This window comes from Streptomyces sp. NPDC001220, from assembly GCF_053597895.1.
Genome location: NZ_JBSFJE010000033.1, coordinates 1 through 26,872, shown reverse-complemented (window position 1 = coordinate 26,872; position 26,872 = coordinate 1). Strand labels below are relative to the sequence as shown.

Genomic DNA, 26,872 nt, shown 5'->3' with positions numbered 1-26,872 from the left:
TCCTCGGTGCTTTCCAGGTTCTCGCTCTCGCGTTTCCCTTTCCGGCGGTTCCGACTCTATCAGATCCTTTCGGCGTCTGATTCCCAGTCAGCGGGTGTTGTCTTCGCGGCTGTTGGGCCGTTCCGACGTCTCAAACCTTAGCGGATCCGCTCCGCGATGCCCAATCGGGCCTTAGTGGCTCGACCGGACAGCACAGAGATCCGAAATCGAATTGAATTCGGGCACGCCGAAATCAACCCGGTCGGGAGATCGTACTGATGGTTTGGGTGCCGCTCATGCGGCGGAGGTGCTGTCGCAGAACCGTTACGGCTCCGTGGCAACCCGAAGAACTTTACGGATCGGCCAGGGGGGTGTCAAGTACCCCCTGTCAAGATTTTTTTCCGGCAGCCCGTGACCTGGGTCAGTCCAGGTCGGTGAGGCGGCCGCCGGCGTCGGGCTGGGCGTGCTCCACGCGGCGCAGCAGCCTGGTGAGGACCTCGCCGAGCACACCGCGCTCGGCCGGAGAGAGGTCCTGGAGCAGCTCCTCCTCGAAGACCGAGGCGAGGCGCATGGCCTCCAGCCACTTCTCGCGGCCCTCGGAGGTCAGCTCGACGATCACCCGGACGCGGTTGGACTCGTCCCGCTCCCGGGTGACCAGACCCTCGGCGACCATCCGGTCGATGCGGTGGGTCATCGCGGCCGGGGTGAGACCGAGTCGCTTGGCCAGCTCGCTGGGGCCCAGCCGGTAAGGGGCGCCGGAGAGGACGAGGGCCTTGAGGACCTCCCACTCGGCGCTGCTGATGCCGAGGGCGGCGGTCTGGCGGCCGTAGGCGACGTTCATCCGGCGGTTGAGCCGGGACAGCGCCGAGACGACCTTCTCGACCTGGGGGTCGAGGTCCTGGAACTCACGCTGGTAGGCGGCGATCTGTTCGTCGAGTGTCGGCTCGCCGGCGCCGGTGGTGTCGGCCATGCCCGAAGTATCGCACGAACAAGCTTGGCGTTGAAGTCCTTCGGCATGTAGTCTTTAGGTCGAAACTTTAGCTTCTAAGTCTTCAGACTTCAGCAGTCCGCTGACTTAACGACCTGAGAGAGGTGAACGTGACCAGGGCGATGGGCGCAGCGATGCGCCGGATCCACGTGGGGAACGCACTCAGCGCGTTCGGGCTCGGCTTCACCGTCCCCTACCTGTACGTCTATGTGGCGCAGGTGCGGGGGCTCGGTGCCATGACAGCGGGGTTCGTGCTCGCCGTCTTCGCCGTGGCCGCGCTGATCGTGCTGCCGTTCGCCGGCCGGGCGATCGTGCGGCGCGGCCCACTGCCGGTCCTTCTCACCGCCCTGGTCCTGGCCGCGACAGGTGCGCTGAGCCTCGGCCTGGCGGGACAGGCGGCGACCGTACTGGCCGCGGCCGCGCTGCTCGGCGCCGGGCAGGCCGTGATGCAGCCGGCGCTGGCCACGATGATCGTGGACTGCTCCTCGGCGGAGACCCGGTCGCGGGCGTTCGCGACGCAGTTCTTCCTGCAGAACCTGGGGCTCGGTGTCGGTGGCCTCATCGGCGGCCACCTGGTCGACACGACCCGGGTCTCCTCCTTCACGCTCCTCTTCGCCATCGAGGCGGCGATGTTCCTGCTGCTGGCCGTGGTGATGTCGACGGTACGGACGCCGCACGCACCACGGATCGCGGACGCTCCCGCCTCGGCCGCGAAGGCCGGCTGGAAGCAGTTGCTCGGGAACCGGGCGATGGTGCAGCTGAGCGTGCTGGGCTTCGTGCTGTTCTTCGCGTGCTACGGACAGTTCGAGTCCGGGCTGAGCGCGTACGGCGTCGAGGCGGCGGGGATATCCACGTCCGCGCTGGGGACCGCGCTGGCCGCGAACACGCTGATGATCGTGGTCGCGCAGTTCGCCGTGCTCAAGTTCGTCGAGCGCCGGCGGCGGTCCCGGGTGATCGCCGGAGTCGGGCTGATCTGGGCCGTGGCCTGGGTCGCGGCGGGGTACGCGGGGCTGGGGCACGGCAGCCAGGAGATGGCGACGGCCGCGTTCGTGTCGACGTACGCACTGTTCGGGCTGGGTGAGGCGATGCTGTCGCCGACGGTCGCTCCGCTGGTGGCCGACCTTGCGCCGACGGGGCTGGCCGGGCAGTACAACTCGGCGTTCGCCCTGGTGAAGCAGCTCGCGCTGGCGGTCGGTCCGGCGGTGGGCGGGCCGCTGGCAGCGTCGCTGCCCGCCCCGTACATCGTGACGTTCCTGCTGTTCTCGCTGGGGATCAGCGTGCTGGCGATACGGCTAGGCAAGCGGCTGTCGCCGGCCCAGGACCAGCCGTGGCTCGCGTCGAAGAGCGTGGTCGTGGCGAGGGGCGGAGCCGCGGCGGAGTCCGTTTCCGCGTAGCGGTGGCCGGGCGGGGCACTCACGGGCGCCGGCAGGGCGCCCCTTCAGGGGCGCGGCGACCTGGGCGAGCAACACCCACCTGCAGCCGAAACCCGGCCCTCCCCCTACCCCTTCGGCAGTACGAACTCGCACCACACCGCTTTCCCGCCGCCCGGTGTCCTTCTCGACCCCCACCCGGAGGCGATCGTCGCCACGATCGCGATACCCCGGCCCGACTCGTCCCCCGGTTCCGCACGTCTGCGGCGCGGCAGGTGGTCGTCGCCGTCCGTCACCTCGATGATCAGGCGGCGGTCGGTGCGGCGGAGCCGCAGCCGCATGGGCGGGGTGCCGTGCTGGAGGGAGTTGGCGACCAGCTCGCTCGTGGCGAGGACGCCCAGGTCATGGAGTTCGACCGGGAAGCGCCAGCTGGTCAGCACGCCGGAGGCGAAGGCACGCGCGCGTGGCGCCGCTTCGACGCCGCCGAGGAGTTCCAGCGCCGCGTTGCGGAACAGCTCGCCGTCGGGGCCGGTACGGGCCGGGTGCTGGAGGACCAGGACGGCGACGTCGTCGTCGTGGTCGGCCGTGACGCCGGCCGAGCGGACCAGGCGGTCGCAGATGACCTGCGGGGTGCCGGTGGCTCCCGCCAGCGCGCGTTCGAGCGCGGCGATGCCCTCGTCCAGGTCCTCGTTACGGCGTTCCACCAGGCCGTCCGTGTAGAGGACGGCGGTGGAGCCGGGGCCCAGCGGTACCGAGCCCGACGTGTGGATCCAGCCGCCCGTGCCGAGCGGCGGCCCGGTCGGCTCGTCGGTGCGGAGCACGGTGCCGTTCTCGTCGCGGACCAGGATCGGCAGGTGGCCGGCCGAGGCGTACACCAGCCGGCCCTCGTTCGGGTCGTGGATGGCGTACGCGCAGGTGGCGATCTGGTTGGCGTCGATCTCGGTGGCGAGGCCGTCGAGGAGCTGGAGGACCTCGTGCGGGGGCAGGTCCAGGCGGGCGTAGGCGCGGACGGCCGTGCGGAGCTGGCCCATGACGGCCGCCGCGCGGACGCCCCGGCCCATCACGTCGCCGATGACGAGGGCGGTGCGGCCGCCGCCGAGGGTGATGACGTCGTACCAGTCGCCGCCGACCGCGGCCTCGGTGCCGCCGGGCTGGTAGGTCGCGGCGATGCGCAGGTCGTCCGGCTGTTCGAGTTCCTGCGGGAGGAGGCTGCGCTGGAGGGTCACGGCCGTCTCGCGCTGGCGGCGCTCGCTGGCGCGCAGTCGCTCGGCCGCCTCCGCGTGGTCGGTGACGTCGGTGGCGAAGAGCAGGACGCCGCCCTCGTGGTCGTCGTTCTCCGCGACGGGTGTGCAGGTGAACGTGTAGGTGCGGCCGTCGAGCGCCTTGCGGGACTTCAGCGTGCGGGGCTTGCCGCTGCGCAGGACCTGGTCGAGGAGGGGGAGCAGACCGAGTTCGGCGAGTTCGGGCAGGGCCTCGCGGGCGGGGGCGCCCGGGGGCCGTACGCCGAAGGCCGTCGTATAGGCGTCGTTGACGTACCCGATGTGGTGGTCGGGGCCGTGGACGAGGGCGACCAGGGCCGGGACGCGGTCCAGGACGTCGCGGGCGGGCAGTTCGTCGACGGCGGGCACACAGGGCGGGTCGTCGGTCAGTTGTTCGACGCGGGCAGCGGGCACGGAGCCTTCGCCCCGTCGGTCCGGGGAGACCGCGTGCTCGGTCCGCGCTGCGGCGCGGCGCTGCGTTCCGGGGAGCCGGGCGCTCCAGCGCGTGAAGTTCACGAATCCTTGCCTCGTGTCGTCGTCTCCGGCCTGCTACAGGAGCGGCCGGGGGCCGGGGGTGGTCCCCCGGTGCAGTTCTGGGGAGAAGCCTTGTGCTCGGTCGGGGGGCAGTCTGGCAGGGTGGCCGTCGGCGGCGACATCCGTCAGACGCCGGGGCGGGCCGTGGAGTTCCTGAGTTCCGTCAGGACGACCCGTTCGAGTCGTCGGAGGGACTGTGAGGAGGCTTTCCACCGGCCGCGAGTTCGAACTCCGCTCGGGGATGTTCGAGTGATCCGAGCGAGACGATCTCCCGTTTGAAGAGTCCGGCGAGGGTCCATTCGGCGAGCACGCGGGCCTTGCGGTTGAAGGTGGGCACCCTGCTCAAGTGGTAGACGCGGTGCATGAACCAGGCAGGGTAGCCCTTCAGCTTGCGCCCGTAGACCTGGGCGACGCCCTTGTGCAGTCCCAGGGAGGCGACGGAGCCGACGTAGGCGTGGGCGTAGGTGTCGAGGGGCTCGCCGCGCAGGGTGTGCACGATGTTGTCGCCGAGAACCTTGGCCTGGCGGACCGCGTGCTGCGCGTTGGGGGCGGTCTCGGTGCCGGGTTCGGCGGCGGTGACATCGGGAACGGCGGCGGCGTCGCCCGCGGCCCACGCGTGGTCGACGCCGTCGATCGCCAGCTCGGCGGTGCATTTCAGCCGCCCGCGCGGGGTGAGCGGAAGGTCGGTGGCGGCGAGCACGGGGTGCGGCTTGACGCCGGCCGTCCACACGAGCGTCCGGGCCGGGAAGCGCTGGCCGTCGCTGAGGACGGCGATGCGGTCGGCGCAGGATTCCAGGCGGGTGTTCAGCAGCACCTGGATGTTGCGGCGGCGCAGCTCGGTGACGGTGTAGCGGCCCATCTCGTGGCCGACCTCGGGGAGGATCCGGTCGGTGGCCTCGACGAGGATCCACTTCATGTCCTCGGGCTGGACGTTGTGGTAGTACCGCGTGGCGTAGCGGGCCATGTCCTCCAGTTCGCCGAGGGCCTCGACGCCGGCGTAGCCGCCGCCGACGAAGACGAAGGTGAGGGCCGCGTCGCGGATCGCGGGGTCGCGGGTGGAGGAGGCGATGTCCATCTGCTCGATGACGTGGTTGCGCAGGCCGATGGCCTCCTCGACGGTCTTGAAGCCGATGCCGTGCTCGGCGAGACCGGGGATGGGCAGCGTGCGGGCGATCGAGCCGGGCGCGAGGACCAGTTCGTCGTATGCGAGGAATGTGGCGCCTTTTCGTTCCTCGGCCGTGGCGAGGGTGGTGACTTCGGCGGTGCTCTTGGCGTGCTCGATGGACGTCACCTCGCCGATGACGACATGGCACCGGTCCAGAACGCTCCGCAGCGGTACGACGACATGACGAGGGGAAATCGAACCCGCGGCCGCTTCGGGAAGGAACGGCTGGTACGTCATGTAGGGATCGGGGGTGACGACAGTGATGTCGACCTCGTCCCGCCTGAGCTCCGCCTTCAGCTTCCGCTGGAGCCGCAGGGCCGTGTACATCCCGACGTAGCCGCCGCCGACAACGAGAATGCGCGCACGTTCCTTCACCATCCCATGACGCACCCGTGACTGTTGTTTGTCCACAGCCCCGGCAATTTGTGTGACCGGCGGGCCGCTGTGTCGGGTGCCGGACGCACGGCCGGGACCGGACGAAAGGGGCCAGGTCAGCGGGGGCGGACGAGGGGGCGCGAAGGCAACGAATCGGGATGTAAGCGACCCGTACTCCGATCGGGGGGCGCTCTGTGCGGAACGCCCCCCTTCTGAATTGACAGCCTCTCAACTATGTTCGTGTGTCGACGGGGTGTAGGGGATGTGGCCGTACGGTCCACGACGGGCGGGTCCGCCCGGTCGACGGTCGATGGATCGGCGACAGTTCCACTCGCTCCGGCCTTCACAGTGCGGGGAGAGTCTCCGGGGGGAGACGTCATTAACCGGGGGAACACAGATGCATATTCAGGACACGCATTGGTCATCGGCTTCCGTCCTCGCGACGGGCGGCGCAACGGTGAGCGCGGCGACGGGCAACGGACGCGGCGACGGGCCGCGCACGACGCCGCTGCGGGTGGACGCACAGCGCAATCTGGAGCACGTGCTGCGTGCGGCACGCGAGGTCTTCGGCGAACTGGGTTACGGCGCGCCGATGGAGGACGTGGCGCGGCGGGCGCGGGTCGGGGTCGGCACGGTGTACCGGCGCTTCCCCAGCAAGGACGTGCTGGTCCGGCGGATAGCCGAGGAGGAGACCTCCCGGCTGACCGACCAGGCGCGGGCCGCGCTCGGGCAGGAGGACGAACCGTGGTCGGCGCTGTCGCGCTTCCTGCGGACGTCGGTGGCGTCGGGGGCGGGGCGGTTGCTGCCGCCGCAGGTGCTGCGCGTCGGGGTGCCGGAGGAGGTCGGCGGTTCCGGCGCCCGGGCCGAGGAGGTCCGGGTGCCGCAGCAGCGGACGCAGCCGGTCGCGGGTGAGTTGCGGCTGGTGCCGGAGGAGCGGGAGCCGGTGGCCGGCGCCGTCGACGACGCGGGAGCGGCCGCGCTGCTCGAAGTCGTCGGGAGGCTGGTGGAACGGGCCCGCGCGGCGGGTGAGTTGAGGGCGGACGTCTCGGTGTCGGACGTGCTCCTGGTGATCGCCACGGCGGCGCCCTCGCTGCCGGATCCGGCGCAGCAGGCGGCGGCTTCGTCGCGGCTGCTGGACATCCTGCTGGAGGGGCTGCGGTCCCGGCCCTGACGGTGCACCGGGTCGGCCGAGCAGGTGGCCTTCGTGCCGGCGACCGCAACGACGTGTGCCGCGCCATGACCGCGGGCGGGTGCGGGTGGACTGAGGCTGGTCGCACAGTCCCCCGCGCCCCTTACGGGGCGCTGCGGTGTGCGGGGCGCCGCAGTGTTCTGGGCATCTCTCGGTCCCCCGCGCATCGTTGACGTTTCCCCTCAGGGGTGATCGGCAGTGCACCGCGCTGACAAGTGCGCTCGGACGAGTGGTACGTCTGTCACTCCGGGGGCTGAACAAAAGCCAGTGTGGCAGTCTGACCCGGTGATTCGGTCGGGTTGGGCAGGCATCGGGGGCGTTCCACGATGAGCGTTGACGGGCGGGACGAGTCCGCCGGTGAGGAACTGACCTCGCCGCAGGTGCCCAGTCAGGGCGGGCGGGCCGGTGTACCGCCCGTCGGCGAACCGCCGGAAGGGAACGTTCCGGCACAGCGGAGCGGCAGTGTGCTGCCACCGCCCCGGGAACAGCCGCCCGCCGACACCCAGTTGATCGAGCGGATGCGGGCCGGCGACGACTCGGCCTACGAGGAGCTGTACAGGCGGCACGCGGACGCCGTACGGCGGTACGCGCGGACCTGCTGCCGGGACGGGCACACCGCGGACGACCTGACCGCCGAGGTCTTCGCCCGGATGCTGCAGGCGGTGCGCGGCGGGGCCGGGCCCGAGTACGCGGTGCGCGCCTATCTGCTCACCTCCGTACGGCGGGTCGCCGCGCAGTGGATCAAGTCCGCCCGGCGTGAGCAACTGGTCGACGACTTCGCGCTGTTCGCGGCGCAGTCCGCGCGCGGCTCCGAGGCCACCGACGACACCGCCTCCGTCGGCTCCTTCGGAGCGGGGCTGGACATCGGCGCCGATGTGCGGGCGATGCACGAGGCCGAGCAGTCGATGGCGATGCAGGCCTTCCGTTCGCTGCCGGAGCGCTGGCAGGCCGTGCTGTGGCACACCGAGGTCGAGGACGAGTCGCCGAGCGAGGTGGCCATCCTGTTCGGGCTGGACGCCAACGGCACCCGCGTCCTTGCCAGCCGGGCCCGTGAGGGGCTGAAGCAGGCCTACCTCCAGGCCCATGTGAGCGCCTCCCTCATCGACGACGAGGAGTGCGCCCGCTACGCCGACCAGCTCGGCGGCTACGCCCGCCGCAAGCTGCGCATCCGCGCGGAGCGGGGGTTGCGCAAGCATCTGGAGGAGTGTGCCAAGTGCCGGCTGGCCGCCGCCCAGATCGAGGAGGTCGCCGCCGGTATCCCGGCCGTCGTACCGGTCGCGGTCATCGGCTGGTTCGGGGCCGCCGGGTACGCCAAGGCGCTCGGGATCATCGCGGGCGGTGCCGGAGTGGGAGCCGCGGGCGCGGCCGCCGCGGCGGGCGGTTCGTCCGGCGGTACCGGTGGTGCCGCGGCCTCGGAGGGGCTGGGGGCTCCGGTGAAGGCCGGCATCGCGGCCGGGGTGGTCGCGGCGGCCGCCGCCGCGCTGGCCCTCGCCCTGGTGAACGACAGCCACCCGGCCAAGGAGGTGGCCCGCCCGGCCCCCTCCGCGCCGGTCGTCGAGCCCGGGACGCCTACGCCGGCCCCCACGCCGCCGAAGCGGGCGCCACACCCCGTACCGGTCGTCCTCGCCCCCGAGCCGTCCCCGACGCCCACCCCGAGCCCGACCCCGCCCCCGAAGCCCACTCCGAGCCCCGAGCCGAAGCCGACCCCCACGCCGACGCCGACCCCGAAGCCGACGCCCACCCCCACCCCGACCCCCACTCCGCCGCCCGCCCCGGTCGTCTACCGGTGGAGCGAGCTGCGCTACGACGTCACCGGTGACGGCACCCGGCCCGAGATGCGGCTCGGCGAGAGCAGCTGGGTGTGGCAGCGGTACGGGGTGACGGTCGCCGGCGAGCGGTATGCGAACGGCGTCACCGTGCACGGCTGGTCCTCCGTGACCATCGACCTCAACGGCGAGTGCACCGCCTACGACGCGATGGCCGGCGTCGACGACATGACGCTCGGCCTCGGCAAGGTCGCCTTCTCCGTCTACGCGGACGGGGAGCGGTTGTGGCGGTCCGGGACGATAGAGGGCGGCCAGACCGCCGTACCCGTCCATGTGAACCTGGCCGGGCACCGGACCGTGCGGCTGGTGGTCGAACCGGGGACCGGCCTCGACTCGGTGGCGCTCGCCGACTGGGCCGATTCGACGTTCACCTGCCGGTAGCGGTGCCCGCGGGCGCCCCGCCCAGTTCGCGCAGCACGTCCTCCTCGGTGAGGGACGCACCGCGGGAGCGCTCGGCCGCGTAGCGCTCCGGGGTCAGCGTCGCGCGCGCGGCCGCGTCGATCTCCGCGGCGCGGGTGCGCTCCGGCTCGGGGCGGACACTGCCGGCCCGCCAGTGGTCGGCAGCGGCGAACAGCCGTACCGCTCCCGCCAGATCGCCGAGCCGGGCCAGCAGATCGGCGCCCACGTCCGCCAGCGCCGCCGTGATCACCTCGGCGCACCGGGCCTCCACCGCCTCGCGCAGCCCCCCGGCCAGGATCGGCAGCCCCTGCCGCGGGCCCTGCTCCATCGCCGTGATCAGGGCCTCGACCGCGCGGAACCCCGCCATGAACTGCGGCGGCGGGGTGCCGCCCCGGGTCGCCGCGCGGGCGGCCTCGCAGAACGCGCGCGCCTGGGCCAGGTCCCCCTCGTGCTGGGCCATGTGCGCCCGCAGCAGCGCCACGAACGCCTGCGACTCCGCCACCCCGTACCGGTCGGATGCCTCGCTCGCCCGGTCCAGGGCGGTCCGGGCGGCCGCCCGGTCGCCGGAGCGGTAGGCGATCTCGGCGAGCCGCGCGATCAGGAACGGCGTCTCGGCGTACGCGCCGACCTCGTGGGCCAGCCGCAGCGCCTCCTCGTACTCGGTCTCCGCCTCCGGGTACCGGCCGCGCGCCATGGCCGCCTCGCCGGCCGCGCTGCACACCTGCGCCCGCATCCAGCGGTCCCCGACCCGCCGGCTGAGGACCCGCAGCTCCGCCAGGTCCTCGTCGACGCCCCGCAGGTTGCCGGGCGAGTCGACCATGACGTGGGTGCGGTACATCAGGGTGACGCCGATCTCCCAGTCGCCGCCGTACACCCGGCAGTTGGCGACGACGGCGTCCATGTCGGGGCCGACGTCCGCCGAGCTGCCCAGGAACCAGGCGGTCAGCGGCCAGATGAGGCCCGGCAGCCGGGCGGCCCGGGGACCACCCGCCTCGAAGGCGGCCCGGACCAGCGCGATGTACTTCGGCGACCGCTCGTCCGTCACCAGGCCGCCGGCCGACGGGGACTCGGAGGCCAGGAGCAGGTCGAACAGCCGCAGGTCCATGCGCAGCTCGTACAGCGGGTGCCCGGCGCCGGCGCCCGGATCGGCGAGCAGCGCGCCCACCGGGTCCGCCGTGTCGGCCAGCGCGCGCAGTTCCTCCGGGCCCGCGCCGTCCGGCAGGGCGTCCAGGGCGACGCCCAGGCGCAGTACCGCGCCCATCCAGGCCACGGCCTCCAGGCGGTAGTTCCGCAGCCACCAGAACCAGCCGGCGGCGAGGACGATCCGGCCGGCCAGCGCCTCGTCGCCCGCGCACACCGCGCGGTCCAGGGCGGCGCGGATGTTGTCGAGGTCGGTCTCCAGGCGGCGGATCCACGGAAGCTGCTCGCCGGACCGCAGCTTCGGCCCCGCCTCCTCCACCAGCGCCCGCACCCAGGCGCCGTGCCGCCGCTCGGCCGCCGCGCGCAGCCCCGGGACCTCCGCGGCACGCTCGACGGCGTACTCGTGGATGGTCTCCAGCATGCGGTAGCGCATACCGCCGGTGCCGTCCGGGCCGTCCGGGGCGGCGACGATCAGGGACTTGTCGACGAGCGCGCCGACGAGGTCGGCGACGGGGCCGGTGCACACGGCCTCGGCCGCCGTGAGGTCCCAGCCGCCGGCGAAGACGGACACCTCGCGCAGGACCGCGCGCTCCCCCTCGTCGAGCAGGTCCCAGGACCAGTCGACGACCGCACGCAGGGTCTGCTGGCGGGGCAGGAGGGTGCGGCTGCCGGAGGTGAGCAGACGGAAGCGGTCGTCGAGCCGGTCGGCGATCTGCCGGGGTGTCAGCAGCCGCAGCCGGGCCGCCGCGAGCTCGATGGCGAGGGGCAGTCCGTCCAGACGGCGGCAGATCTCGTCGACCGCGGTCCGCTCGGCCGCTGCACCACGGGCGCCGGGGCGGACGGTGGCGGCGCGCTCCTCGAAGAGCCGGTGCGCCTGTTCGGGGGCGAGGGGCTCGACCGGGCGAACCGACTCACCGGGGACGCCGAGGGGTTCACGGCTGGTGGCGAGGATCGTGAGCCCCGGGCAGTGGTTGAGCAGGGTCTCGGCGAGGGCGGCCGCCGCTTCGATGACATGTTCGCAGTTGTCAAGGATCAGGAGTTGGCTGCGGCGCGCGCAGTACTCGACGAGCAGGGCCGTGGGGTCGGCCTGCGGGGTCGCCAGCTCGTTGGTCATGAGCACGGTCTCGCGCAGACCGAGCGCGCTGACCACCGCGCCTGGCACCGCCTCGGGCCGGTCGAGCGGGGCGAGCTCGACGAGCCATGCCTGCGGGAGCCCGGCGGCGGCCTCCTCGGCGAGACGGGTCTTTCCGGAGCCGCCCGGTCCGGTGAGGGTGACGAGGCGGGCCCTGTGCAATTCGGAACGAACCGCGTCGAGTTCGGGTTCCCGGCCCACGAAAGAGGTAAGCCGTGGACGCAGGTTGCCGGTGCGGGGCGGGGGTGCGCCGGGCGGGGCCGGCTCCTGTCTCAGCAACGACGCGTGCAGGGCCTGGAGTTCCGGCCCGGGGCCGGTGCCGAGGCCTTCGGCGAGGGTGCGGCGGGCGGTCTCGAACGCGGCGAGGGCGTCCGCCGCGCGCCCGGAGTCGCGCAGGGCGCGGATGAGGAGGGCGTGCAGCGGTTCGTCGTACGGGTGCGCCGTGGTCAGCGCGGTCAGCTCCGGAACGGCGTCGGAGGCACGGCCGAGGCGGAGGGCGGCGTCGGCGCGGGTGCGGGTGGCCTGGAGCCGGAGCGCCTCGGGGCGGGCGGCGGCCGTCGCACGGTCGGGGAGGTCGGCGAGGGCGGGGCCGCGCCACAGGGCGAGGGCCTCGGTGAGGACGCGGTGTGCGGTCGCCGGGTCGGCGGCGGCGAGGGCGGCCGTGCCTTCGCGTACCTGGCGTTCGAAGACGTGCAGGTCGATGTCGTCCTCGGCGGCGGCCAGGCGGTAGCCGCCGGGAGTGGAGGCGACGGTGTCCTTGCCGAGGGCACGGCGGAGCCGGCCGACGAGGGCCTGGAGGGCGGCCGGGGCGTCCTGCGGCGGGTCGTCGTCCGCCGCCCAGACCTCCTGGATGAGGGTGTCCGGGGTGAGGGTGCGGTGGGGGTGCAGGGCGAGGACGGTGAGCAGCGCGCGGAGGCGGGGGCCGCCGATGGGTATGGCGGTGCCCTGGTCGTCAGTCGCCTGGGCCACACCCAGAATCCGGTACCGCACCGGGTCATTGTCGCCGGGTTCGCGGGGATCGGGCACGGGGGTTTCGGGGGCCGGGCACCGGCAGCCGTCGGCTGGGGCCCGTGGTGGGAGCTGGAGCCGTTGCCTGAGGGGTTCCCCGGGGTCGGGGCCGGGTGGCCTGAGGGGTGCCCCGGGGGGCCGGGTGGCCTGAAGGGTTGCCCGGGGTGGGGGCTAGGGGCGGGGGGGTTCACTTACCGGCGCTCGCAGGGTGCCGCCGCGCCCACCCGTGCCGCCCTGCGGCACGACTGCCCGCAGCGGGGTAGCCCCGTAAGGGGCGCGGGGAACTGCGCGATCAGCCCCCACCGACCCGCAGCCGAAGCCCGACGTGCCTCCCCCGATGCAGGGGTCTGGGGGCGGCAGCCCCCAGGTGAAGCGGCCCACCCGACATCGTCACGCCCCCGACGCCAACGCCCCCCTCATCGGCCGGATCCCCGCAGGGACCGCACGGGCGCGTGCCGGCGTTCCCGTCCAGCACGTGCCCCGGCGGGACAGCAGGCGGCGGAGCCACAGTTCCAGGGAGACCAGGTCGGCCAGGCCGTCCAGCGGCAGGGGTTCGCCCGCCGCCGCCCCGCGGAGCGCCTTGCGGACCACCCGGGCCTCCACCAGGCCCGCCTGCGCGAGCAGCGGCGTCGAGAAGAGGGCGATCAGATCGTCGGCCGCCACGCGCAGCCCCGTACGGGTGGCCGCCGCGGAGGAGGCGTGCGAGGTGGCGCCCCAGCCCGGCGGGAGATCGGCGACACCGGCGCCCTCCAGCACCGTGCGGAGGATGGCGGCGCGAGCCCCCGGCCGCACGCGCAGCGCCTCGGGGAGGTCGCGGCAGGCGCGGACCACCTGGTTGTCGAGGAAGGGGGCGTGCAGGCGCTGGGAACGGATCTCGGCGGCCTGCTCCAGGATGCGGATGTCGGCCGCGTGGCGGGCGAGGACGGCACGCGCGCGGTAGTCGCCGGGGCGCTGCCCGGGTCCGACGCCGGAGCGGTTCGCCGCCCCCTGGAGCAGAACCGATACTTCAGCCAGCGCCTCCCCTGTCAGCCAGCGGGCCGCCGGGCCGGGTCTCGCCCAGCTGAGCGCCGCGAGGGACGCGCCCACCGCGCCCCCGGGTTCGTCGAAGCGGCGCCGCAGCAGGCGCTCGGCGAGGGACTCGACGCCGGCGCGGTACGGCGTACGCGCGAGCCGGCGCGCCGCGCTGTACACGCGCGCGGAGACCATCACCGAGCCGTCGGCCTTGGCGAGCGCGGCGACCGGGCGGACCAGGTGCCGGCGCTTGCGGTCCATCAGCAGGTCGGCGAGGCGCGCGGGGTGCGCGTCCAGCACCTGGCGGGCGCCGTAGCCGGTGAAGTGGTCGGCGCTGCCGGCGGCGAGGCGAGCGCGGTGTCTGGCGGCGTGGACGAGGGACGGGCCCGGTTCGTCGGTCAGGGGGCCCTCCAGGTCGGCGTAGGGGAGCATGTCCTCGCCGCCGGTGACCACCACGTGGTGCAGCCGCGGGTTGGCCGCCAGGGTTCCCGCGCGTTCGAGTTCCGCCTCCCGGCCGCCGACGGCGAGGTCGTTGAAGGTGACCGCGAGGAGGCGCTCGCCGGCGCCCGTGCCGTGGCCCAGGACCGTGCCGGGCATGCCGGGCAGCCCGGCGGCCAGCAGGGCGAGGGTGCCGGAGGCCGGGCCGCCGGACAGGTCGGCGCCGATGCCCGGCACCGGCATCCCGCGCGCCGCACGCCGCGCGGCGGGGCCCATCCCGGGCACCGGACCGGGGTCGATGTCCGGGACGTGCCGGGGGGCCGACAGCCGCGCGCGTACGGCTTCTACGAGCGCGTCCCGTACGGCGTCCACCGCACGGTCGGGATCGGCGGAGGGGGCGGCGACCGCGAGCGAGGCGACCTGCTCGTACCCGGCGACCTCGCGCGCCCCGGTGCGCAGGATCAGCGCATGCCCCGGCGGAATGCGCCGTACGCCCTCGTACGGGGTCGAGTCGTGCACCGCCGCCGGTACGTCGGGGGCGGCCAGGAGTGCGGCGAGGTGGCCATAGTCGAGGTTGGCCTCGATCAGGTCGGCGAGCGGCAGCGCGGCCGTGGCGTAGGCCGTACCGCCTGCCCAGGGGGTGTGGAAGACCGGGCGGCCGCCCGCGAGGTCGCCGCACACGGTGACCCGGCGGCCGACCTGGACGACGGCGGTGTAGCTGCCGGGCCAGGCGGTCAGATGACGGAGTGCGCCCCCGCGCGCCGTGAACAGGCCGAGGCGCAGCTCCTCGTCGGTGGCGCCGCAGGTGCCGAGGACGGCGATGCGGTTCTGGGCGTCGGCGTTGATGACGCGCACCTCGTCGGGGCGCCAGTCGCCGACCGCCCAGAGCGGGTCCGGGTCGCCCCACAGCAGCTGGGAGCCGACGGGGTGGACGGTCTCGCCGTCGTATCCCAGGGCGCCGGCGGAGCCGAGCGTGGCGGCACCGGAGGCGGTGCTGCTCCATCCCACCAACCACCGCATCGACGCCTCCACAGGCTGTGGACAACCATGCACGGTACGAACTGGATCCCCATGCTGCCATGAAGGACGCGCTCCGGAGGGCCGGTGGGGCCGCCTTTGATCCCCGGAAGATTTCACGGAGTTGCCGCAGGACCGGCCACGCGCGCGTGCCGCGGAAGAGCCATGGCGGAGTCGCGGAAGAGGCGAACCGCCTTAAGGGACAAGGCGACTGCGACGCGAATGCGCCCCCTGTACGCTCCCCCCGAACGCCCTTCGCGCCCTCAATTCCCGTGGTAGGAGCGTTGATCGCCCGCAAAAGGAGGGGTCGATTTTCGGCCAATTCGGCGAGGTCGGCGCGGCGGTGCGCACGCTCCGTACATGCTTTGCGCACCACACGCGCGCGTACTCGAACGCGCACAGTCCGGGAGGCGGGCATCGCCTCCCGGACCGGTCCGCCACCCGCGGGGATTGAGGTGGCGGTGTCCCCCAGCCCACTGGATCCAGTACAGCGGGCCGACCCACGCACCGACCATGGAACCGCTCCCCCGATGGCCGGAGAAGAGCGCACGGACGGGCGCACGGCCACACGGCGGGGGCACGACGCGACAGGCCGTGCACGGTGCGTATATGGGCCGCACTCGCGTACGGACCACAATCCCGCCATCCGGAACAATGCCCCTTAACGCTTGGGATGCGGCGAACTACGCTGGGTTTACGAATGCCGCGTGGTTATGCCATCGCGGCAGCCGTCTGTGTCGAGGGGTGGCGCATGTCCAGGGAGCAACGCGGGCCGAACGAAAAACTCGGCACCGTTCTCGCCCTCGCGGGAATCAGCAACGCAGGACTCGCGCGACGCGTCAACGATCTTGGCGCTCAACGCGGGTTGACTCTTCGCTACGACAAGACGTCGGTGGCGCGCTGGGTGTCGAAGGGCATGGTGCCGCAGGGCGCCGCGCCGCATCTCATCGCAGCCGCGATCGGCCAGAAGCTCGGCCGCCCGGTGCCGCTCCACGAGATCGGCCTGGCGGACGCGGATCCCGCGCCCGAAGTGGGCCTCGCCTTCCCCAGGGACGTCGGACAGGCGGTGCGCTCGGCCACCGAGCTGTACCGGCTCGACCTGGCCGGCCGCCGGGCCGGCTCCGGCGGCATCTGGCAGTCGCTGGCCGGTTCGTTCGCAGTAAGCGCGTACGCAACGCCCGCCTCGCGCTGGCTGATAACCCCCGCCGACAGTTCGGTCGCGCGCGAGGCGAACACCGCCGAGGCCTCCGGCGCACCGCTCAAAGTCGGCCACAGCGACGTGCAGAAGCTGCGGGAGGCGGCCGAGGACGCCAGGCGCTGGGACTCCAAGTACGGGGGCGGCGACTGGCGTTCGTCGATGGTGCCGGAATGCTTACGAGTGGAGGCGGCACCGCTGCTGCTCGGCGCGTACTCCGACGAGGTCGGGCGGGCGCTGTTCGGCGCGAGCGCCGAACTGACGCGGCTCGCCGGGTGGATGGCCTTCGACACGGGGCAGCAGGAGGCCGCGCAGCGGTACTACATCCAGGCGCTGCGGCTCGCCCGCGCGGCGGCCGACGTGCCGCTCGGCGGGTATGTCCTGGCGTCGATGTCGTTGCAGGCGACGTACCGCGGGTTCGGCGACGAGGGCGTCGACCTCGCGCAGGCGGCCGTCGAACGCAACCGAGGCCTGGCCACCGCGCGGACCATGAGCTTCTTCCGGCTGGTCGAGGCACGGGCACACGCGCGTGCCGGTGACGCGCAGGCCGCGGGGGCCGCGCTGAAGGCCGCGGAGGGGTGGCTGGAGCGGGCGCGGGAGGGGGACAGCGATCCCTCCTGGCTCGGCTTCTACGGATACGACCGGTTCGCCGCCGACGCCGCCGAGTGCTACCGGGACCTGAAGGCGCCACGCCAGGTGCGGCGGTTCACGGAGCAGGCGCTGTCGAAGCCGACGGAGGAGTTCGTCCGGTCGCACGGGTTGCGGCTGGTCGTCTCCGCTGTCGCCGAACTGGAGTCCGGGAACCTCGACGCGGCGTGCGAGCAGGGGGTGCGGGCCGTGGAGGTGGCCGGGCGGATCTCGTCGGCGCGGACGACCGAGTACGTGAAGGATCTGCTGCACCGGCTGGAGCCGTACGGGGACGAGCCGAGGGTGGTGGAGCTGCGGGAGCGGGCGCGTCCGCTGCTGATGGCGCCGGCGTGAGGGGCGCCTTAGTGTCTGCCGGGCTCGTGTCGTGTGGCGAGTGCGGGTGCGTGGGGGCTGTTCGCGCCCACGCGGCGGTAGCCGCAAATCGAATACAGCCCCGCGCCCCCGAAAAGCAAGCCGCACTCCCCCGCGTTTGAAGTGGCTGTCAGTGGCGCAGTGCACTATCGAGCGTGGGAGGTGGTGCAGGTGTCTGCCGGGGTTGCTTATGACTGTGACGTGCTCGTCGTCGGGGGTGGGATCGTCGGGCTGTCCACGGCGTTTGCGATCAGCCGGGCCGCGCCCGGTACCCGGGTCACCGTGCTGGAGAAGGAAGCCGGGGCCGCACGGCATCAGACCGGCCGGAACAGCGGGGTCATCCACAGCGGGATCTACTACCGGCCCGGCTCGCTGAAGGCACGGTACGCCGTCAAGGGTGCCGCCGAGATGGTCAAGTTCTGCGCGGAGTACGGCATCGCGCACGCCGTCACCGGCAAGCTGATCGTCGCCACCGAGCGGGCGGAGCTGCCCCGGCTGCACGCGCTCGTGCAGCGCGGCCGGGAGAACGGGATACCGGTGCGGGAGCTGGGGGCGGCCCAGATCGCGGAGTACGAGCCCGAGGTGCGGGGGCTGGCCGCCATACACGTCGGGACGACCGGTGTGTGCGACTTCGTCGGGGTCGCCCGGCAGCTCGGCGAGGCCTCGGGGGCGGAGATCCGGTACGGGGGCCGGGTGGAGCGGATCGACCGGCGGCCGGAGCGGGGCGTGGCCGTCCTCACCTCGCGCGGAGACGTCGTACGCGGGCGCGTGCTGGTGAACTGCGCCGGGCTGTACTGCGACGAGATCGCCCGGCTGGCCGGGGACGAGCCGGGCATGCGGATCGTGCCGTTCCGCGGGGAGTACTACGAGCTGGCGCGGCGGGAGCTGGTGCGGGGGCTGGTGTACCCGGTGCCGGATCCGGCGTTCCCGTTCCTCGGGGTGCATCTGACCCGGGGCGTCGACGGAGGCGTGCACATCGGGCCCAACGCGGTGCCGGCGCTGGCCCGGGAGGGGTACGGATGGGGTGTCGTACGGCCCCGGGAGGTCGCGGGGACGCTGGCCTGGCCGGGTACGTGGGCGCTGGCCCGGCGGCACTGGCGGTACGGGGGCGGGGAGCTGCGGCGGTCGGTGTCGAAGCGGGCGTTCACGACGGCCGTACGGCGGCTGCTGCCGGCCGTGACCGATGCGGACCTGGTGCCGGCGGCGGCCGGGGTGCGGGCGCAGGCCGTGCTGCGCGACGGCTCGCTGGTCGACGACTTCCTGATCAAGGAGGGCGCACGGACCGTGCATGTGCTGAACGCGCCCTCGCCGGCGGCGACGGCCTCGCTGCCGATCGGGCGGGAGGTGGCACGCCGGGCACTGGAGATGCTGCGCTCGGTATGACCCGGGCCGGCCCCGGCCGTCCCGTTCCGCGCGGGCCGTAAAATCGACTCCACTGTGTCTGACTCGCTCAATGCCCCAGAGACCCCCCGGCCCGCCGAGACCGTCCCCGGCACGGGCTCCCCGCACGCTCCCGGTGTGTCCGTCCGGCACACCCGGACCAAGGGGGAGCCGCGGTTCCCGGACGGACCCAGCGCCGATCCGGCCGGATCGCACTTCGAGCGGCGGATCCGCAGCTTCCAGCCACGGCGGAGCCGGGTGACCGCCGGGCAGGCGGACGCCCTCCAGCGGCTGTGGCCCAAGTGGGGCCTGGACATCGACGGGCAGCAGGTCATCGATCTCGGTGCGCTGTTCGGCAACGCCAATCCCGTCGTCCTGGAGATCGGGTTCGGGATGGGTGAGGCGACCGCGCAGATGGCCGCCGAGGACCCGGACACCAACATCCTCGCCGTCGACGTGCACACGCCGGGACAGGGGAACCTGCTCAACCTCGCCGACCAGAACGGGCTGTCCCACATCCGGGTCGGCAACGGGGACGCGATCATCCTGCTCCGGGAGATGCTCACGCCGGACTCGCTGGCCGGGCTGCGGGTGTACTTCCCGGACCCGTGGCCCAAGAAGCGGCACCACAAGCGGCGGCTGATCCAGCCCGAGTTCCTCGACCTCGCCGCGACCCGGCTCAGGCCGGGGGCGATCGTGCACTGCGCGACGGACTGGGAGCCGTACGCCGAGCAGATGCTCGAAGTGCTCGACGAGCACCCGGCGTTCGAGAACACCCGGGCCGAGGGCGGTTTCGCGGCGCGTCCCCCGTACCGGCCGCTGACCCGTTTCGAGGGGCAGGGGCTGGACAAGGGACACGTGGTGAACGATCTGCTCTTCCGTCGCGTACAGCATCCGGTGCAGCAGGGCGATCAGCACCGACCGGAGTCACCTCGTTAGGGTCGATGCCGTGGCCACCTTCCCGCCGCCGTACCCGCCGTATCCGTCGCACCCCCCGGACCCCACCGGTGCCGGGCTGCGGCATCCCCGCTGGTGGCAGCGGCGCTGGGTGCGGTACGGGGCGCTGAGCACACTGCTCGCCCTCTCCGGCCTGGTCATCCTCGCGCTGGTGCGGGAGCAGACGGGCACGGAGGGGTTCCTGGTCGGGCTCGGGCTCGCGGTGCTGCCCGTGCCGCTGCTGATGGCCGCGTTCCGCTGGCTCGACCGGGTCCAGCCCGGGCCCTGGCGGAACCTGCTGTTCGCGTTCGCCTGGGGGGCGTGTGCGGCCGCGCTGATAGCGATCGTCGCCAACAGCTTCGCGACCCGCTGGATAGCGACGGCGACCGCGGACCCGAGCAGCGCGGACACGCTCGGGGCGACCGTGATAGCGCCGATCGTCGAGGAGTGCGCCAAGGGCGCGGCCGTGCTCCTGGTCTTCCTGTTCCGCAGACGGGACTTCACCGGGATCGTCGACGGGGTGGTGATAGCCGGGATCACCGCCACCGGCTTCGCCTTCACCGAGAACATCCTCTACCTGGGTACGGCCTTCGGGACCGACCGGCTGACCGGCGGCACCGGCATCGCCTCCGTCACCGCCGCGACGTTCTTCGTGCGCATCGTCATGTCCCCCTTCGCGCACCCCCTGTTCACCGTCCTCACCGGCATCGGGTTCGGCATCGCCGCGTTCTCCGGGGAACGGCAGCGGATGCGGCGGGTGCTCGTGCCGGTCGCCGGGCTGCTGCTCGCGATGAGCGTGCACGCGTTCTGGAACGGCTCGTCGACGTTCGGGCGGTACGGGTTCTTCGCCGTGTACGGCATCTTCATGGTGCCGGCGTTCGGGCTGCTGACCTGGCTGGCGGTCTGGACCCGGCAGCGGGAGCTGCGGACCGTGCGGGAGGAGCTGCCGGCGTATGTGTACGCCGGGTGGCTGGGGACGGCCGAGCCGTTCGTGCTCGGCTCGATGCGGGCGCGGCAGATGGCCCGGGAGTACGCCGCCTACCACTTCGGCAAGCCGGCGGGGCGAGCGGTCGCCGAGTACGAGGCGTACGCGACGACGCTCGCCCTGTTGCGCCGCCGGGGGCGGCAGGGGCGGGCGGGCGCCGACTTCGTGGTGCGGGAGCGGGAGCTGCTGACGGAGCTGTGGAGCCGGCGCGAGCTGGTCCGCCCCGCCCTGGAGTACGCGGCCCGCACGGCCGCACCGAACGGCTGGCCGGGGTACCCGTCGGCGGCCTGTGCGGGACCGGGCTGGTACGGCACGCCGGTGCCGTACCCGGCCTTCAACCCGTACCGGAGTTAGTGCGTCAGGCGGAAGCCGCCGTCAGCCGTGTCAGTTCCTGCTCCGTCAGCTCCAGGTCCGCGACTCCCAGCAGCGCCGGGAGCTGTGCCACCGTGCGGGCCGAGGCGATCGGGGCGGTGACGGTGGGCTGGGCCGCCAGCCAGGCCAGGGCGACCGTGGGGACCGGGGCGGAGTGGGCCTCGGCGATCTCGTCGAGGGCGGTGAGCACCTTCTGGCCCCGCTCGGTCTCCAGGTACGGGGCGGCGCTGCCCGCGCGGGGGCTGTCGACCGTCGTGCCGGGGCGGTACTTGCCGGTGAGGAAGCCGGAGGCCAGGGAGAAGTACGGGACCGCCGCGAGACCGGTGCGGGAGGCCAGCTCCTGGAGGGGCCCCTCGTAGGTGTCGCGGGAGACCAGGTTGTAGTGGGGCTGGAGGGCGACGTACCGGGCGAGGCCCTCGCGGTCGGAGAAGTCCAGGGACTCCTGGAGCCGCTCGGCGGTGATGTTGGACGCGGCGATGTGCCGGACCTTGCCCGCCCGCACCAGTTCGTCCAGCGCGCCGATGATCTCCTCGACCGGGATCTCGGGCTTGTCGAAGTGCGTGTAGTACAGGTCGATGTGGTCGGTGCCCAGGCGGCGCAGGGACGCGTCGGCGGCGGCCTTGATGTTGGCGCCCGACAGACCCGGGTAATCGGGGTGCTGGCTGACCTTCGTCGCGATCACCACGTCGTCGCGGTTGCCGCGCGCCTTGACCCACTCGCCGATGACGGTCTCGGACTCGCCGCCCTTGTGGCCCTCGATCCAGGCCGAGTACGAGTCGGCGGTGTCCACGAAGTTGCCGCCCGCCGCCGTGTACGCGTCGAGGACGGCGAAGGAGGTGGCCTCGTCGGCGGTCCAGCCGAAGACGTTGCCGCCGAGGCAGAGCGGGAAGACCTCCAGGTCGGAGGCGCCGAGCTTGCGGAGGGAATGGGAAGCGGGAGAAACGGAAGAAGGGGTCATGCCTCAGTTCAACATCGCCCGCCTGCGGACCGATGCCGCCACAACGCGAAGTTCTCGTAAAAGCGGAAGGCCCCGGCCGGCCTCCGGGCACACCAGACCGGCAGCCCTGACGTCGGGGGGTTGTCGTCAGGGCCGCCGGGGATCCCTGGGGTCCGTCAGGGGTTGAGGCCCTTGCCGCGCAGCCAGGTCATCGGGTCGATGCCGGTGGCCTGACCGCCGGGGTGGACCTCCAGGTGGAGGTGCGGGCCGGTGACGTTGCCGGTGGCGCCGACGCGGCCGATGACATCGCCGGTGGCGACCTTCTGGCCGACCTTGACGCCGATCGAGGACTGGTGGCAGAACCACAGCTCGGTGCCGTCGTCCAGGGTGATGATCGTGCGGTAGCCGTACGACCCGGCCCAGCCGGCCTCCGTGACGGTGCCGCTGTGCACGGCCTTGATCAGCGTGCCGGTGGGGGCGGCGAAGTCGAGGCCGGTGTGGTAGCCGGAGGCCCACATGGAGCCGGCCTGCCCGAAGGTGCCGGTGATCGTGTAGGAGACGACCGGCAGCGTGTACTGCTTGGCCAGCGCGGCGAGCCGCTTCTGCTCGGCCTGCGCCTTCTCGGCGGCCCGCGCCTGCTCCTTGGCGTCGGCGGCCTTGGCGGCCGCGGCCTTCTCCGCCTTGGCCTCCGCGTCGGAGACCGCCTTGTCGGCGGCGGCCACGGCCTTGGCGGTGGCCTTGACGTCGAGCTGGGTCTGCTGCTGCTCGGCCTGGGCGATGATCCGGCTGCGCAGCGCCTCACCGGCGTCGGAGGAGGAGTCGTCCGCGTCGGTGGCGGTCGTCGTGGTGACGCTGCTGAGGGCGGTCTGGGTGGCGTGGTGGCCACTGCCCTCGCCGAGCAGGGAGTCGACGGAGGACGGCAGGTCGGGCAGCGAGATGGAGACCGGCGGCTTGCCGGTGTTGGCGCTGGCCATGCCGCCCGCGCCGACGGCGGCGATGACGCCGACGCCGAGGACCGTGGAGCTGCGGGCGAGGCCGCCGCCGCGCTGCTTGGCGACCCGGTGCCGGCCGCGTACCGGGGCGAGGGACTCCTCGGTGGGGTTCCACTCCTCCCAGGGGCCCTCGTCGGTGCGGTAGCCGCCATAGCCGTAGGTCTCGGGTTGACGCTGGCTGGGCACGAACGGGGCTGTCGGGGCAGGCCGGTTGGACGCCACGCGGGCGCACTCCTTTCCTTCCGCCGCCTACCGGGTTAGCTGACGGGTTCGGAGCAGGAAGGTCTCCTACGCGCGTATACCGGCCGATCTCTGGCGGCGGCAGCCGTGCGATTCACCCCAAGGTGGTGGTTCCCCGGTTCCCTTGCGGGATTCGGCGCGTGCGCACGGAGCCGTCGCGGGTGACGGCTGGGACGACCGCGCTGCGTTATCGAACGTTAATAGACCCAGCTGTCAGATTCCAAGCTGTTCGCCTTGATCATTAAGCTTTCCAAGCATGGACTTACCTGCCATGAACGGCCGAAAACGGTCGAGTTGACCATGCGTTCTGTTCGGCTCAGGAGTCACACACGTTTTGATGGTGACTCAGCCGTTACGCGGAGGGCGGTCGCCCGTGCACCGAGGGTGACGATCCCCCGTACGGACCGGTCACCGCACTCAGGGCCGGCGTACCGCGAGCAGTGCCATGTCGTCCGTCATGCCGCCGCCGGTATGCCGGCGCGCCTCGGCCGCGAGCCGGGCCAGCAGCGGGCCGGGTGCGGTGACGACCCGGCCGGTCAGCCGCCGCTCGGGGTCGTAGAACCGGCCCTGCGCGTCCCGCGCCTCGGAGAGGCCGTCGGTGTGCAGCAGCAGCGTGGCCCCGCTCGGGAACGCGTACTCGGCGGCCCGGTCCGGCCAGGCCCCCAACCCGGCCATGCCCAGCGGCAGCGCGGCCTCGGGCGCGCATACCGGGCTCACCCTGCCGTCGCCGTACAGCAGCAGGGGCGGCGGATGGCCGCGGTTGACGATCCGGACCGTGCCGTCACCGTGCGGGAGTTCGGCGAGCACGGCGGTGGTGAACCCCTCGAACGCGTCGATGCCGCCGCGCCGGACACCCTCGCGGGCCAGCGCCTGCTCCAGCCGTCCCGCCACCGCCTCCAGCGTGGCCTCCTGCTCGGCGGCCTCCCGGAACGCGCCGATCACCACGGCCACGGCGGCGACCGCGCCCATGCCCTTGCCGCGGACGTCGCCGACGACCAGCCGCACGCCGTACGGGGTGTCCTGGACGGCGTAGAGGTCACCGCCGATGAAGGCGCCCTCCTGGGCCGCCTCGTAGCGGGCGGCGATCTCGAAGCCGCCGATCCGCTCGGCGGGCTCGGGCAGCACCGCCCGCTGGGCGGCCTCCGCGATCTCGCGGGCGGAGGCGAGGCGCTGGTCGCCGCGGCGGACCACCCGGTTGATGCCGGCGGCGAGGGCGGCGACGGTGATCACGGTGAGGACTTCGGTGGCCATGTCGGCGTCGGGGCTCAAGGTGTAGCGGGCGTGCACGGCATAGGCGGCGAGGAAGGACGCGAGACCGGTCAGGACGGTGGCGCGGAGGGAGGAGAGGGGCGCGGCGATCAGCGGGGCGGCTGTGAAGAAGGGGACCGGTGTGAAGGCCCGCGGGGTGAGGAGGTCGTAGCAGACGCCGACCGCGATCAGCAGGGCGGGCAGGAAGCGGGCCAGGGTGCGGACGGCAGCGGACCCGTCCCCCTGCGCCTGTCCAGAGCCCACGACACGACTCCCCATATGTTCCGGATGTCCAATATATGTCCGTCCAGATATGCGGCTGCGAGCGGGCGGGATCGAGTGGCGTGGACCGGGCGGATGAGTACGGGCGGGTGTGATGAGGGACACGCGGAGGGATACGCGGAGGAGCACGTGCCGGTATACGACTCAGGGCCGGAATCCTTGTTCTTGGATTCCGGCCCTGGCCTTCAGTAGCGGGGACAGGATTTGAACCTGCGACCTCTGGGTTATGAGCCCAGCGAGCTACCGAGCTGCTCCACCCCGCGTCGGTGAAACCAGCATACGCCATCGGAAGAGCTCGAGTCACACCGGTTACGGAGAGGTCAGCTCAGGAGGTGCGCGTTCGGGGTCTTCGCCAGTTCCTCGTACGCGCCCAGCACCAGCACCGCCACCCCCGCCTCCCGCAGCATCCCCGTCCCGTCGGCCGCCTCGACGAAGGTGTCCGGCTCGCGCCACGCCGTCACCACCCGCCGTACCCCGGCCCGGAGGATCAGCTCGGCGCAGGGATGCGGCCGGGACGCGCGGTGGGTGCAGGGTTCGAGGCTGGTGTAGACCGTGGCCGTGGCCAGCCGGGGGTCGGCCGGGGAGATCTTGGCCAGAGCCGCCTCCTCCGCGTGGACGACCGGGTCACCGGCCTCCCGGGAGTGGCCGCGGGCCAGTTCCGCGCCGTCGGCCGCGACCACCACCGCGCCGACGCTGAAGGCGGTCCGGGAGGGCGGACAGTCGGCCGCCAGCTCGCAGGCGAGCCGCAGCCAGTGCCGGTCCGCGGCGGCCGCCGACCCGCCCGCGCCGGGGGCGGTGGGCTCGTACCGCATCAGGACGACGTCCTCGATACGACGGCTCTCCAGGAGCCGCAGCCGCCCCTCCTGGTACCCGCCCGGGCCGAACAGCCGCGGTGCCTTCGGGTCGCCGACGAGGAGCGGGGCCAGGACCAGCTGGAGTTCGTCGGCCAGGCCCTGCTGGAGGAGCTGGGTGTGGACGGTGCCGCCGCCCTCGACCATCAGGCGCCCGACCGACCGGGCCTCGTGCAGGTCCCTCAGCAGCGCGGGCCAGTCGAGGTCGGCGCCGAGGGAGACGACGTCCGCGGCGATACCGAGGCCGCGGATCCGCGCCGCGCCCATGTCCGTCGTGTACACGACCTTCGCGCCGCCGGTGTGCCAGAACTTCGCGTCCGGGTCGAGGTCGCCGGTCGCGGTGACCGTGACCTTGAGGGGGTACTCGGGCCTGCCCGCCGCGGTCCGGGCCGCGCGCCGCCCGGGGTCGTTGACCAGCAGCCGCGGGTTGTCCGCGCGGATGGTGCCGGCTCCGACCAGGATCGCGTCGACGGAGGCCCGCACCTCGTCGACGCGGTCGAAGTCGGCCGGGGACGAGAGCAGCAGGCGGTCGGGGCCGGTGTCGTCGAGATAGCCGTCGAGGGAGACGGCGGCGGACAGCAGGACGTAGGGGTACGGCATCGGACGTGCTCACTCCCGAGGGCGACGGGCAGGCTTGGTTAAACTTTGAAACAAACCTACACTGGCGGCATGACGACTCGCTGGCTGACGCCGAAGGAGCAGAGCGCCTGGCGCGCCTACATGGCGGCGACGAACCTCCTGGAGGATGCGATCGACCGGCAGCTCCAGCAGGACGCCGGCATGCCGCACCTTTACTACGGCATCCTCGCCAACCTCTCCGAGGAGCCGGAGCGCAAGCTGCGCATGACCGACCTCGCCCAGAAGGCGAAGATCACCCGGAGCCGGCTGACGTACGCCGTGACGCGGCTGGAGAAGGACGGGCTGCTCCGGCGCGAGGACTGCCAGTGGGACAAGCGGAGCAGCTTCGCCATCCTGACGGACGAGGGCATGGCGGTGCTGGAGCGCACGGCGCCGGGGCATGTGGAGACCGTGCGGGCGGCGGTCTTCGACCGACTCTCCGCCGAGCAGGTGACCCAGCTGGAGGAGATCAGCTCGGTGATCGCACGGGCGCTGGAGGGCGACGCGACGACCCCGCGGCCGACCTCCGACGAGGTTCCCTGGCGGCGGCGGTCGTCGCCCTGTTCCGGCTCCTCGTAAGGCCTCGGCCGGCCGGGAGGTCTCGCGGTGGGGCCTCGTGGATATTCCCGCGAAACCCTGTTGCTTCAAATTTAAAACATGGATAGGGTTCCAGCGGTGGATCTGCTTCAAATCTGAAGCAGAGGTCGCTACCGTCCTGCACCCGGACACAGGAGAACCCGATGCCCGACTTCCCCGCCGCCACCCAGCGCGCCCGCGTCCGGGTACCGCTGCGCTTCACCGACGGCTACAGCGTCGACGCCGAACTCGTCACGTTCCATGGCCTCACCGACGGCCAGGAACATGTGGCCGTCGTGCTCGGCGACCCCGCGCCCGGCACGCTCCCGCTGGTCAGGCTGCACTCCGAGTGCCTGACCGGCGACGTCTTCGGCTCGGCCCGCTGCGACTGCGGACCCCAGCTGCGCGAGGCCGTCGAGCGCATCGCGGAG

At 72.9% G+C, this 26,872-nt stretch carries 17 protein-coding genes, 1 tRNA gene, 1 pseudogene and 1 riboswitch; of the genes and pseudogenes, 9 read left to right on the top strand and 10 right to left on the bottom strand.

Features of this window, described 5'->3' with window-relative positions; genetic code table 11:
• Positions 1 to 400: 400 nt before the first annotated feature.
• A complete protein-coding gene (locus ACWDGI_RS42615) occupies positions 401 to 949 on the bottom strand; it encodes a MarR family winged helix-turn-helix transcriptional regulator (RefSeq protein ID WP_450768432.1) in 549 nt (182 codons plus the stop codon).
• A 128-nt stretch (positions 950 to 1,077) separates the two neighbouring features.
• On the opposite strand from ACWDGI_RS42615, the gene ACWDGI_RS42610 reads away from it, so the two are divergent.
• Positions 1,078 to 2,361: an MFS transporter gene (locus tag ACWDGI_RS42610; RefSeq protein ID WP_450768431.1), complete on the top strand. Its 1,284-nt coding sequence runs from the start codon at positions 1,078 to 1,080 to the stop codon at positions 2,359 to 2,361.
• A 104-nt stretch (positions 2,362 to 2,465) separates the two neighbouring features.
• On the opposite strand, the gene ACWDGI_RS42605 is transcribed toward ACWDGI_RS42610, so the two are convergent.
• Positions 2,466 to 4,112, bottom strand: coding sequence for an ATP-binding SpoIIE family protein phosphatase (locus ACWDGI_RS42605; protein WP_450768430.1), 1,647 nt, complete (start codon positions 4,110 to 4,112; stop codon positions 2,466 to 2,468).
• Positions 4,113 to 4,293: 181 nt separating this feature from the next.
• Positions 4,294 to 5,673 carry an NAD(P)/FAD-dependent oxidoreductase gene (locus ACWDGI_RS42600; RefSeq protein WP_450768429.1) on the bottom strand — a complete coding sequence of 460 codons (1,380 nt, stop codon included), beginning with the start codon at positions 5,671 to 5,673 and terminating at the stop codon, positions 4,294 to 4,296.
• A gap of 394 nt (positions 5,674 to 6,067) precedes the next feature.
• On the opposite strand from ACWDGI_RS42600, the gene ACWDGI_RS42595 reads away from it, so the two are divergent.
• Positions 6,068 to 6,841: a TetR/AcrR family transcriptional regulator gene (locus tag ACWDGI_RS42595; protein ID WP_450768428.1), complete on the top strand. Its 774-nt coding sequence runs from the start codon at positions 6,068 to 6,070 to the stop codon at positions 6,839 to 6,841.
• Between the two features lie 344 nt (positions 6,842 to 7,185).
• Complete coding sequence (locus tag ACWDGI_RS42590) at positions 7,186 to 9,066, top strand: sigma-70 family RNA polymerase sigma factor (RefSeq protein ID WP_450768427.1); 1,881 nt, start codon at positions 7,186 to 7,188, stop codon at positions 9,064 to 9,066.
• Here the strand turns inward: ACWDGI_RS42590 and ACWDGI_RS42585 are convergent.
• Both ACWDGI_RS42585 and ACWDGI_RS42580 read right to left on the bottom strand, forming a co-directional pair.
• Positions 9,053 to 12,346, bottom strand: coding sequence for a BTAD domain-containing putative transcriptional regulator (locus ACWDGI_RS42585; RefSeq protein ID WP_450768426.1), 3,294 nt, complete (start codon positions 12,344 to 12,346; stop codon positions 9,053 to 9,055). The genes ACWDGI_RS42590 and ACWDGI_RS42585 overlap by 14 nt on opposite strands.
• A gap of 408 nt (positions 12,347 to 12,754) precedes the next feature.
• Positions 12,755 to 14,833 (bottom strand): asparagine synthase-related protein, encoded by a 2,079-nt coding sequence (locus tag ACWDGI_RS42580; RefSeq protein ID WP_450768425.1) that lies wholly within the window; start codon positions 14,831 to 14,833, stop codon positions 12,755 to 12,757.
• A gap of 748 nt (positions 14,834 to 15,581) precedes the next feature.
• On the opposite strand from ACWDGI_RS42580, the gene ACWDGI_RS42575 reads away from it, so the two are divergent.
• The 4 genes from ACWDGI_RS42575 to ACWDGI_RS42560 all read left to right on the top strand — a co-directional run bounded on the left by ACWDGI_RS42575 (position 15,582) and on the right by ACWDGI_RS42560 (position 20,679).
• Positions 15,582 to 17,006 (top strand): MFS transporter, encoded by a 1,425-nt coding sequence (locus ACWDGI_RS42575; protein ID WP_450768424.1) that lies wholly within the window; start codon positions 15,582 to 15,584, stop codon positions 17,004 to 17,006.
• A 180-nt stretch (positions 17,007 to 17,186) separates the two neighbouring features.
• Positions 17,187 to 18,407 (top strand): L-2-hydroxyglutarate oxidase, encoded by a 1,221-nt coding sequence (gene lhgO, locus ACWDGI_RS42570; protein WP_450768423.1) that lies wholly within the window; start codon positions 17,187 to 17,189, stop codon positions 18,405 to 18,407.
• Positions 18,408 to 18,461: 54 nt separating this feature from the next.
• Positions 18,462 to 19,343 carry a tRNA (guanosine(46)-N7)-methyltransferase TrmB gene (gene trmB / locus ACWDGI_RS42565; RefSeq protein WP_450768422.1) on the top strand — a complete coding sequence of 294 codons (882 nt, stop codon included), beginning with the start codon at positions 18,462 to 18,464 and terminating at the stop codon, positions 19,341 to 19,343.
• A 10-nt stretch (positions 19,344 to 19,353) separates the two neighbouring features.
• Positions 19,354 to 20,679: a PrsW family intramembrane metalloprotease gene (locus ACWDGI_RS42560; protein WP_450768421.1), complete on the top strand. Its 1,326-nt coding sequence runs from the start codon at positions 19,354 to 19,356 to the stop codon at positions 20,677 to 20,679.
• 4 nt (positions 20,680 to 20,683) lie between these two features.
• On the opposite strand, the gene ACWDGI_RS42555 is transcribed toward ACWDGI_RS42560, so the two are convergent.
• The 5 genes from ACWDGI_RS42555 to ACWDGI_RS42535 all read right to left on the bottom strand — a co-directional run bounded on the left by ACWDGI_RS42555 (position 20,684) and on the right by ACWDGI_RS42535 (position 25,847).
• Positions 20,684 to 21,655 (bottom strand): aldo/keto reductase, encoded by a 972-nt coding sequence (locus tag ACWDGI_RS42555; protein WP_450768420.1) that lies wholly within the window; start codon positions 21,653 to 21,655, stop codon positions 20,684 to 20,686.
• Positions 21,656 to 21,810: 155 nt separating this feature from the next.
• Positions 21,811 to 22,848, bottom strand: coding sequence for a M23 family metallopeptidase (locus tag ACWDGI_RS42550; RefSeq protein WP_450768419.1), 1,038 nt, complete (start codon positions 22,846 to 22,848; stop codon positions 21,811 to 21,813).
• A 9-nt stretch (positions 22,849 to 22,857) separates the two neighbouring features.
• Positions 22,858 to 23,015, bottom strand: a riboswitch (cyclic di-AMP (ydaO/yuaA leader).
• A 268-nt stretch (positions 23,016 to 23,283) separates the two neighbouring features.
• The gene (locus ACWDGI_RS42545; protein WP_450768418.1) at positions 23,284 to 24,393 is read right to left on the bottom strand and encodes a PP2C family protein-serine/threonine phosphatase; all 1,110 of its coding nucleotides are present in this window, start codon (positions 24,391 to 24,393) and stop codon (positions 23,284 to 23,286) included.
• 192 nt (positions 24,394 to 24,585) lie between these two features.
• Positions 24,586 to 24,659 (bottom strand) — tRNA-Met (locus ACWDGI_RS42540).
• A gap of 57 nt (positions 24,660 to 24,716) precedes the next feature.
• A complete protein-coding gene (locus tag ACWDGI_RS42535; protein WP_450768417.1) occupies positions 24,717 to 25,847 on the bottom strand; it encodes a dihydrofolate reductase family protein in 1,131 nt (376 codons plus the stop codon).
• A 69-nt stretch (positions 25,848 to 25,916) separates the two neighbouring features.
• Between ACWDGI_RS42535 and ACWDGI_RS42530 the strand changes: the two genes are divergently transcribed.
• Both ACWDGI_RS42530 and ACWDGI_RS42525 read left to right on the top strand, forming a co-directional pair.
• Positions 25,917 to 26,444, top strand: coding sequence for a MarR family winged helix-turn-helix transcriptional regulator (locus ACWDGI_RS42530; protein WP_450768416.1), 528 nt, complete (start codon positions 25,917 to 25,919; stop codon positions 26,442 to 26,444).
• Positions 26,445 to 26,605: 161 nt separating this feature from the next.
• Positions 26,606 to 26,872: pseudogene (locus ACWDGI_RS42525) on the top strand (GTP cyclohydrolase); the annotation flags it as partial.